At 35.1% G+C, this 7772-nt stretch carries 10 protein-coding genes; 5 read left to right on the top strand and 5 right to left on the bottom strand.

Annotation, left to right across the window (positions count from 1 at the left end; all coding sequences use genetic code 11):
• Positions 1 to 10: 10 nt before the first annotated feature.
• Entirely contained in the window at positions 11 to 1135 is a 1125-nt protein-coding gene (locus CH361_RS13115) for a methyl-accepting chemotaxis protein (protein ID WP_100791243.1), read from the bottom strand.
• Positions 1136 to 1194: 59 nt separating this feature from the next.
• Positions 1195 to 2997, bottom strand: coding sequence for an ABC transporter ATP-binding protein (locus tag CH361_RS13120; protein WP_100791244.1), 1803 nt, complete (start codon positions 2995 to 2997; stop codon positions 1195 to 1197).
• A 119-nt stretch (positions 2998 to 3116) separates the two neighbouring features.
• Here CH361_RS13120 and CH361_RS13125 point away from each other — a divergent pair, with 119 nt between their 5' ends.
• Complete coding sequence (locus tag CH361_RS13125; RefSeq protein ID WP_100791245.1) at positions 3117 to 3848, top strand: pseudouridine synthase; 732 nt, start codon at positions 3117 to 3119, stop codon at positions 3846 to 3848.
• Here CH361_RS13125 and CH361_RS13130 read toward each other — a convergent pair.
• Genes CH361_RS13130 through CH361_RS13140 form a run of 3 tightly spaced genes read right to left on the bottom strand, consistent with a single transcriptional unit; the run spans position 3838 to position 5602 of the window.
• Positions 3838 to 4668 (bottom strand): acyl-[acyl-carrier-protein] thioesterase, encoded by an 831-nt coding sequence (locus tag CH361_RS13130; protein ID WP_100791246.1) that lies wholly within the window; start codon positions 4666 to 4668, stop codon positions 3838 to 3840. The genes CH361_RS13125 and CH361_RS13130 overlap by 11 nt on opposite strands.
• 57 nt (positions 4669 to 4725) lie before the next feature.
• Complete coding sequence (locus tag CH361_RS13135) at positions 4726 to 5256, bottom strand: MepB family protein (protein WP_100791283.1); 531 nt, start codon at positions 5254 to 5256, stop codon at positions 4726 to 4728.
• Between the two features lie 19 nt (positions 5257 to 5275).
• Complete coding sequence (locus CH361_RS13140; RefSeq protein ID WP_100791247.1) at positions 5276 to 5602, bottom strand: DMT family transporter; 327 nt, start codon at positions 5600 to 5602, stop codon at positions 5276 to 5278.
• Positions 5603 to 5815: 213 nt separating this feature from the next.
• On the opposite strand from CH361_RS13140, the gene CH361_RS13145 reads away from it, so the two are divergent.
• From CH361_RS13145 to CH361_RS13160, 4 genes are all read left to right on the top strand, one after another.
• A complete protein-coding gene (locus CH361_RS13145; RefSeq protein ID WP_100791248.1) occupies positions 5816 to 6196 on the top strand; it encodes an ArsR/SmtB family transcription factor in 381 nt (126 codons plus the stop codon).
• On the top strand, positions 6159 to 6626 hold the full coding sequence (locus CH361_RS13150; RefSeq protein WP_100791249.1) for an SRPBCC family protein: 468 nt from the start codon (positions 6159 to 6161) through the stop codon (positions 6624 to 6626). Before CH361_RS13145 ends, CH361_RS13150 begins: the two co-directional genes overlap by 38 nt.
• 49 nt (positions 6627 to 6675) lie before the next feature.
• A complete protein-coding gene (locus CH361_RS13155; RefSeq protein WP_100791250.1) occupies positions 6676 to 7146 on the top strand; it encodes an SRPBCC family protein in 471 nt (156 codons plus the stop codon).
• 134 nt (positions 7147 to 7280) lie between these two features.
• Positions 7281 to 7763: a putative antibiotic biosynthesis monooxygenase gene (locus tag CH361_RS13160; RefSeq protein WP_208861437.1), complete on the top strand. Its 483-nt coding sequence runs from the start codon at positions 7281 to 7283 to the stop codon at positions 7761 to 7763.
• Positions 7764 to 7772 lie beyond the last annotated feature (9 nt).

Here is a 7772-nt window from a genome sequence, read left to right on the forward strand (position 1 = left end):
AAGAGGAGACCTATTTTTTAAGAATGGAGAGTAAATTGAATTCTACAAGAATGCTCCAAGGTCTTTTGCTTTGTCCAATTCGTACTGGTTTTAGAATCCTTGCGGTATTTGTTTTGTCGATAAAAGTAAAACTTTCCCCTTTCTGAATGGCTCTTTTGGCTTCTTCACTGAGGAGTTCGGCAACAGTGCCTAAAAATTCAATTTCTGGATGAGAGGCAAAGTTTCCGTTGTAAGTGATCAGGGAAGTTTTACCAATCCCAAATAGTTTTTTTGGTGAAAGCTCTGCTTGTAATTGTTCCAGGGAAAAATCGGCTCCCAGAATCCCTGCAAATTTAGAATGGAGAAATAGATTGGTCATTAGACTTGTCATCTTTACTGTTTTTCCTTCGATAGGATAATCGTAAGGTTCCATCATCACATCTTCCCCTAAATCACGAGGAAGAGTATACCATTCATCTTCGCCGGCAGTATCATAACCCTGTAATGGTTCTATCGAAATTTTTCCAGTATGTCTATGGCAATAAGGAACAAATCTTCCTTTGGAATCGTGACCTTCCTTGTTTGAATAATCAGTATCCATAAAATCAATGGCATTTGGTTCACAACAAATTGCATAAGCAAGTTGTTGTTCATTTTGTATTAAGTATTCTTGTAGAATGAGAAGTAAATGTTCTCGTTTCATTCCTACGTTTGCATGGACTAAACTTTGGATTAAAAACTTTAAACCATATAGCGATGTTGCCATAATATAAAATTTTGATTCGAGTTCTTTGGCAATATTACTCGTCCAAAGTTCTGCATATTCTAGGATGGATTGTTTTTCCATCTCAATGACATCAAAGTTTGCTGAAGAGTTTTCAATGTTAATACGAGATAAAATTTCCGAAATCTTTTTCGTTGCTTCGGAAGTTTGAAAAGATAACTTAGTCACTTCATTTGCTACAATTTCAAACCCACGTCCATGTTCTCCTGCTCTTGCTGCTTCAATCGAAGCATTGAGTGCTAGGAGATTGGTTTGTTTAGCAATTTGTTGGATAGATCCTGCAACGGAACCAATTTCTTTAGATCTCTCTCCGAATGAATCGATAAGATCTTTCAGTTTTCTCATTCCTAAGTTAGAGTAATTGTCTTCCATATCTTATCCTTGTCGTTTGAAATAAACCTTCTTATATAGTATCGGATATTTAGACTCTGCTATTGATATCCAGCTTGTTGTAATCGAAATAGTTTTTCATATTTTCCTTTCTTTGATAGAAGTTCTTCATGACTTCCCCATTCTGTTTTTTTACCTTGCTCTAATACTAAAATTTGATCAGCAATTCTTACAGTAGAGAATCGGTGTGAGATTAAAATTACAGTTTTACCTTGTGTGTGTTCTCTAAAATGTTCGAAGACTTTCATTTCTGCTTCTGCATCAATAGCGGATGTAGGTTCATCCAAAATTAAAATGTCTGCATGAGAACGCATAAATGCACGTGCTAGTGCAATTTTTTGCCATTGTCCTCCTGATAATTCTCTTCCATCTTTGAACCATTTTCCAAGTCTTGTTTCATATCCATTTTCTAAATTTGTTACAAATTCGTGTGCCATTCCTAATTTAGCTGCAGGGATCCATTCTGTTTCTGATTGGACTTTGTGAACATCACCCATACCGATGTTCTCTCCCACTTTGAATTGGTATTGGACAAAGTTTTGAAAGATAACACCAAATCTCTTGCGTAATGTTTCTTCATCCCAATCTTCTAAGTTAATTCCATCTAAGTATATATTGCCAGATGTAGGAGAATACAAACGAGTGAGGAGTTTGATAAGTGTTGTTTTTCCTGAACCATTTTCACCTACGATAGCAAGTTTTTCTCCTGGTTTTAATTCAAAACTAACATTAGATAAAGATGCTTGTTTAGAGCCAGGGTATTGAAAGGAAACGGAATCAAAAACGATTCCTAGTTTTTGGTGATTGCCTTTTGCATTTCCGTATTGTTTGAGGATTGGCAGATCTAAAAATTCCATAAGATTTTCTATATACAGATGATCTTCATAAATACCTCCAAAAGCAGAAAGGGCATTCGAAAATGTGCTTTGTCCTTGCCTGAAAATGACAAGGTACATTGTCATTTCTCCTAATGAAATTTTATGTAGGAGTGCCAAACATACGATCCAAACATAGGACCCATAAAACGCAAATTGGCTTAGTAGTCCGAGTAAAAAGCTGAAAATTCCTTTATAGATAGTAAGTTTTTTATCCTCCTTATAAATCCTTTGGAAGTTATTCTTATATCGATTCAAGAATTCTTTACCCAAGTTAAATAGTAAAATTTCTTTAGCATTGTCTTCTCTTGCCATAAGAGTTTCTAGATAAACTTGTTCTCTGGTTTCTTTTGCTTTCCAACGGAACAATCGAAAACTATGATTGGAGAATTTTGTTTCTGCAATAAAAGAAGGAATCGAAGCGATAACTAAGATAAAAGAGGCAAGTGGAGAAAGTTTAATCAGAAGTCCAAAAAAACTAATGATGGTGACAGATGATTGGAGTATAGTGAAAAAACGAGTTACCATGGACAGTGGTTTTGAGGAGGCTTCCGTCCTTGCTTGTGTCATTTTATCGTAGGTTTCAGAATCTTCAAAATGAGTGAGTTCTAAACGAATTGCCTTTGATAAAATCCTTTCATTCACTTCTTGTCCTAAACGAATGCGAAGTAAAGTGTAAGAGATATTGAATAATTTTTGTGTTCCAAAAAAGAGAATGGTAAGTAGTCCTTCCACATAAACTAATTGAACTGCTTTAGATTGTAATAGATCAATCCACTGGTATGGTTGTAATCCAGAAAGCAAAATTGAATCAATGATTAGTTTCCCAATCCAGACAAGTAGAGAAGGAAATAAACCATTCGTTATGGTCAGGATGGAAATGAATAAAGTTAAAAAAGGAGAACTTTTGTAAGCCAAATCAAAGGCAATTCTCGAAGATTTCAAAATCCTTAAAAAGGTACTGAACATACAAGTTAGATTGTTTTTGGCATTCGTTTTCGATACCTTTTTTTAGAACAATTCATCATTTGCTTTTAGAATTCTTGATTGCAATATCTTCTCGGAGAAGTAAGGATGATTACACAAGTATGACAAAAGATCGTTTAGATAAAGTTCTTGGTAATTTCGGGTTAGGGTCTCGTTCAGATGTTAAGAAGGAAATTCATCAAGGGTTAGTCAAGGTGAACGGGGTGGTGGTCAAAGATCCAGGTTTTAAAGTTTCTCTTGCAGATGAAATTGTCTATTATGAAGAGACATTGATTCGCAAAGAGTTTTATTATTTTATGATGAACAAAGCCCCCGATTGTATCACTGCAACAGAAGACCCGCGTGAAAAAACGGTAATGGATTATCTAAGTGAAAGACATCGAAATATGAATTTGTTTCCGGTAGGTAGGTTGGATAAAGAAACAGAAGGTTTGTTATTATTTACCACTGACGGAACTCTTGGTCATTATTACACCTCTCCTAAACATTTTGTAGAAAAAGAATATTACGCCGAAATTTCTGATTCTGTAACAAACGAGGATATACTTGCTTTTGAAAAGGGAGTTGTTTTGGATGATGGTTATCAAACTTTGCCAGCGAAACTTGCGATTCCAAATCTTGATTTTCCAAACGTAGTGACTGTTTGGTTAAAGGAAGGTAAGTATAGGCAAATTCGAAGGATGTTTCAAAGTTTAGGAAAAGAAGTCACTTATCTTAAACGAATGAAAATGGGAACCTTGGAATTGGATCCTTCGCTGCCACTTGGTAAATATAGAGAGTTAACCATCGATGAGGAAGTCCTTCTCAAACAAAAAACTCCAATCATTCAATAAATCTTTCTATTTTATTAAAAAAGGCTTCTGGCGCTTTTCTGGGACGTGACTTGGAAAGTGAAACAAATAATTGTTCGTCTTTCATACTGACAAGTAAACGTCCACTCAGGTCTACTATGTCTTGCCTAAAGTAAAAACGAATTTTTTCAAAACTTTCAATCCAACTTAAAATTTTTACATGAGATCCTGGTTCCGGTTGTTTGTAGATTAAAATCTCCCCACCCATAAAGAAAGTGGTGGCATCTGTCTCTTGAATTAAATTTAAATCTACGATTTCTTTAAAAAATAAAAAACGACCTTCTTCGAATATTTTCCAAATAGAATCAGAAGGTAAATTCCAGAAACAGTTCATATCACTAAAGGGAATATAGTATTCGTGTTCCACTGTGTTTTGTTTGGCGGGTTTTGGGTGAATGGTAAATTGATGAGGTGTTATATTGATTAAAGGGATATTTTCAATAATTATGTTTTTTTCATCCTGAACCAAACTAGATGTTGTTTCTAATTCACAAGCCTTTTTACCATTTGGTCCCAGTATGTTTTGTTTCCATAATAGTAACCCTGAGTCCAAACGAAATACTTGTGTTTCTACTACCATTTCGGCATCTGCAAATTGTTGGTCCAAAAATCGCACATAAGTTGAGCCGGAAAGGTAACGAATATTTGCACTTAGCATTTGTTCAATGGAGTATCCGAATTCTTTTAATAATTCACATCTGGCATCGTAACCAAATTTTTCGTAGGTTCTGCTTGTGACATGGCGGTTCCAATCCAAATCAAAATGGCGGGTCGTTAAGTTTTTTCGAAAAATTTGACTCATTCCACTTTTTTCCTCGTTCTCTGTAAGTGGTAAAGTAGAATTCTACTTTAGTTTCTTTTATTGAAAGTGGCTCCCTAAAAGATTTGTAAGGAAATCTAAACTATCCTTTTCGTCTATTAACTCGATAAAAAAAGGTAGTTGCCATTTTTGTGTTGTTAGTCCTTGTTTGTTGTTAGGTTTGTCCCAGGTCGGATAAACACGGAACCCACGTTTTCCTTCTCGTTTTCCAGAAAGAATTCCTTTTTCATTTAATATCTGTTTTGTGAATATGAAAAATCCTGTTTTGGTTTTATTTTCTGTTACAATGATAAAAAGGTCTATACCGTCTTTGATATGAAATGGTTCGATCGGACCTAGTTTACTTCTTTTCCAGAGCGTTACAAATTGTCCGATTTTTTTCGGTGTGATTTTTGCTTTTCTGTGACTAATCAGTTTATCTTTGATTTGAAACTGACATGCATCATATTCTAAACTTTCGCACTCTAAGAGAATGTTTTGGATAGATAAACCAAGTTTATCGAATAAACTTTCTTTTGTATTCTTCAAAAAGGATGGGATTTTTTCCATCTCAGTAAAATTTGTTTTCATAGACTTTGATTTTTTGCCTTTAGTGGGAAACAAATTTTAATCCAACCACTGATAGAACGAGGGTGGACAGGAAAAACATTCTCCAAAACTCGATAGGTTCTCTAAAAAAGAAAATCCCGATCAGCACGGTTCCGACAGCTCCGATCCCAGTCCAGACTGCATAACTTGTTCCGATTGGTAGGGATTCGGTCACTTTGATTAATAAAGCCATACTGATCAGTAAGGAAACGAAAAATCCAAAATACCAAAGAAGGGCTTCATTTCCTATGGTTTCTTTTGCCTTTCCCAAGCAGAAGGCAAACATAACTTCAAAAAGACCAGCAATAAAGAGTAAAATCCAGTTCATATTCACTCCGTAAGTGATAACTTTTCTTTTTATCTTTGACTGTAAATCTTATATAACACGATTCTTTTGGGTTGGCCCATTTAAGATTTCCAATGGAATCAACTTTCAAAAATGGAAAAATACCCTTGGATTTCGCAAGGCATATTTTCTAAAATATTCAACCATTTGGTTTAATAATTGACTAAAAAAATGAATCTAAATATATTCAACTAAATGGTTGAATTAAAGAAAAAGGAACAAGTTTTAGATAGGGTTTTTGCTGCTCTTGCAGACCACACGAGAAGGCAAATGCTTGCTCGTCTTCGAAAAGGGTCCCTAAGTATCTCTGAACTTGCGGAAACCTTTACGATGTCTTTTGCAGGAGTGGCAAAACATATCGATGTACTGACGGAAGCTGAACTTGTGAAGAAAGTAAGAGCTTCTCATGACGGTAGAAGTTTTCGTTTGGAGTTACAGAGCCAAACACTTTTAGAAGCAACTAATTGGATTACTTATCATCAAGAATTTTGGACAAATAAATTGGCAAAACTGGAAGCTTTTTTAGAGGAGAAGGGAAATGAAACCAGAAGTCCTAAGAATAGAAAAAGAAATTAATGCAGATCCAATAAAAATTTTCAGAGCATGGCTAAATGCGGAAGACTTTGCGCTTTGGTTTTTATCTGGTGAGGGAATTGAAATCGAATCAGTCATTATGGATCCAAGGCCAGGAGGTAAGTTTATAATCAATATGGAACTCGATGGAAAAATTTTACCTCATGAAGGTGAATACATTACTATTGATGAACCTAATAAGTTAGTATTTACATGGCGTTCACATGCAACCGATAACAAAGACACTTTAGTTACGATCACTTTTGAAGAGATAAAAGATATAATATCCAAAAGTGGCAAGGTTGGAAAACAAAAAACTTTGGTGACTTTAGTGCATGAAGAACTGACAAGCGAGATCCAAGTAAAAATGCATAACCATGGTTGGACAAATATTCTAGAAGGTTTGGACCAATGGATAAATTCGGGTAAGTAAAAAAAATAAACAAATGAAACCGTTGAAAGGTTAACAGAAGGAGAATTGTATGAATGGGATTTACCATAAAGTTGGAATTAGAGCTGATGAAAGAGAAGTGATGGATGCACTAACTACAAAAAAAGGTTTAGCCGGTTGGTGGACAAAGGAAGTAGAAGGAAATTTTTCTTCAGAAGTTTATGGAGTTGGTGATTTGATTCATTTCGGATTCGGGCACAAGAATTTCATTGAAATGAAAGTGGAAATTTTAGAATCCAAACATCTGTTATGGGAATGTGTTGCCGGTCCAGAGGATTGGATTGGTTCTCATGTTGACTTTCAATTGAGCCTTAGTAAAGCACCCGATGGGGAAAGAATGACCATCCTTTATTTCCGGCACCAAGATTGGAAAACAGAGTCGGATTTTACTGCTCATTGTAGTATGAAATGGGCAATCTTTTTACTCAGTTTAAAAAACTTAGTTGAAACTGGGGTAGGTAAACCGTCGCCCGAAGACATAAAGATTGACGATTTAAATTGAATCAGTACAGAGTTGGTGTCGTTTTTTAACGGCACTTTTTAACAAAGAAACCCTTAGAAATATTTTTTTCATTTTAATCATCAAAGAACAATGGGTTGACGTTTGATAAACACTATTTCATTTCTTTAATTAGAATGAAAAAAATTGTTAATTCAACTCCGTTTGAAGTTTATGGTGCCACTGCGATCATTTCTCATAGAGTCCTAAAAGGTGAAGAAACCAAATATGAGAGTTGGTTAGAAAAAATTGCTCCACTTTGTAAAAAAGCCACCGGTCATCTTGATTGGCAAATGATTCAACCTATTCCCAACCTAACTACCACTTATACAATTATCATTCGATTTGATTCAGAGACCAATTTAAATCTTTGGATGAATTCTGTTGATCGAGATCAACTAATAAATGAAATTAGTTTGATTCTTGATAATGGTGATCAGTATTCTACACGAACGGGCCTTGAGTTTTTGTTTTCCTTTGAGAATCAAATCACTAAGCCACCGTTACGTTGGAAACAATTTCTCGTGACTTGGTCAGCAATTTTTCCTTTGGTATGTCCGCGAGCATTACCGGGGGTCCCGATGAGCGCTAAAATCGTTACTGAATTTCAGATTACTTAAGATTTCTTA

This window comes from Leptospira brenneri (assembly GCF_002812125.1).
Classification (GTDB): Bacteria; Spirochaetota; Leptospiria; order Leptospirales; family Leptospiraceae; genus Leptospira_A; species Leptospira_A brenneri.

Bases quoted from the DNA above. Each gene is read 5' to 3' on its own strand.
- CH361_RS13115 (WP_100791243.1), bottom strand. From the start codon at position 1,135: ATGGAAGACAATTACTCTAACTTAGGAATGAGAAAACTGAAAGATCTT.
- CH361_RS13120 (WP_100791244.1), bottom strand. From the start codon at position 2,997: ATGTTCAGTACCTTTTTAAGGATTTTGAAATCTTCGAGAATTGCCTTT.
- CH361_RS13125 (WP_100791245.1), top strand. From the start codon at position 3,117: ATGACAAAAGATCGTTTAGATAAAGTTCTTGGTAATTTCGGGTTAGGG.
- CH361_RS13130 (WP_100791246.1), bottom strand. From the start codon at position 4,668: ATGAGTCAAATTTTTCGAAAAAACTTAACGACCCGCCATTTTGATTTG.
- CH361_RS13135 (WP_100791283.1), bottom strand. From the start codon at position 5,256: ATGAAAACAAATTTTACTGAGATGGAAAAAATCCCATCCTTTTTGAAG.
- CH361_RS13140 (WP_100791247.1), bottom strand. From the start codon at position 5,602: ATGAACTGGATTTTACTCTTTATTGCTGGTCTTTTTGAAGTTATGTTT.
- CH361_RS13145 (WP_100791248.1), top strand. From the start codon at position 5,816: ATGGTTGAATTAAAGAAAAAGGAACAAGTTTTAGATAGGGTTTTTGCT.
- CH361_RS13150 (WP_100791249.1), top strand. From the start codon at position 6,159: ATGAAACCAGAAGTCCTAAGAATAGAAAAAGAAATTAATGCAGATCCA.
- CH361_RS13155 (WP_100791250.1), top strand. From the start codon at position 6,676: ATGAATGGGATTTACCATAAAGTTGGAATTAGAGCTGATGAAAGAGAA.
- CH361_RS13160 (WP_208861437.1), top strand. From the start codon at position 7,281: ATGAAAAAAATTGTTAATTCAACTCCGTTTGAAGTTTATGGTGCCACT.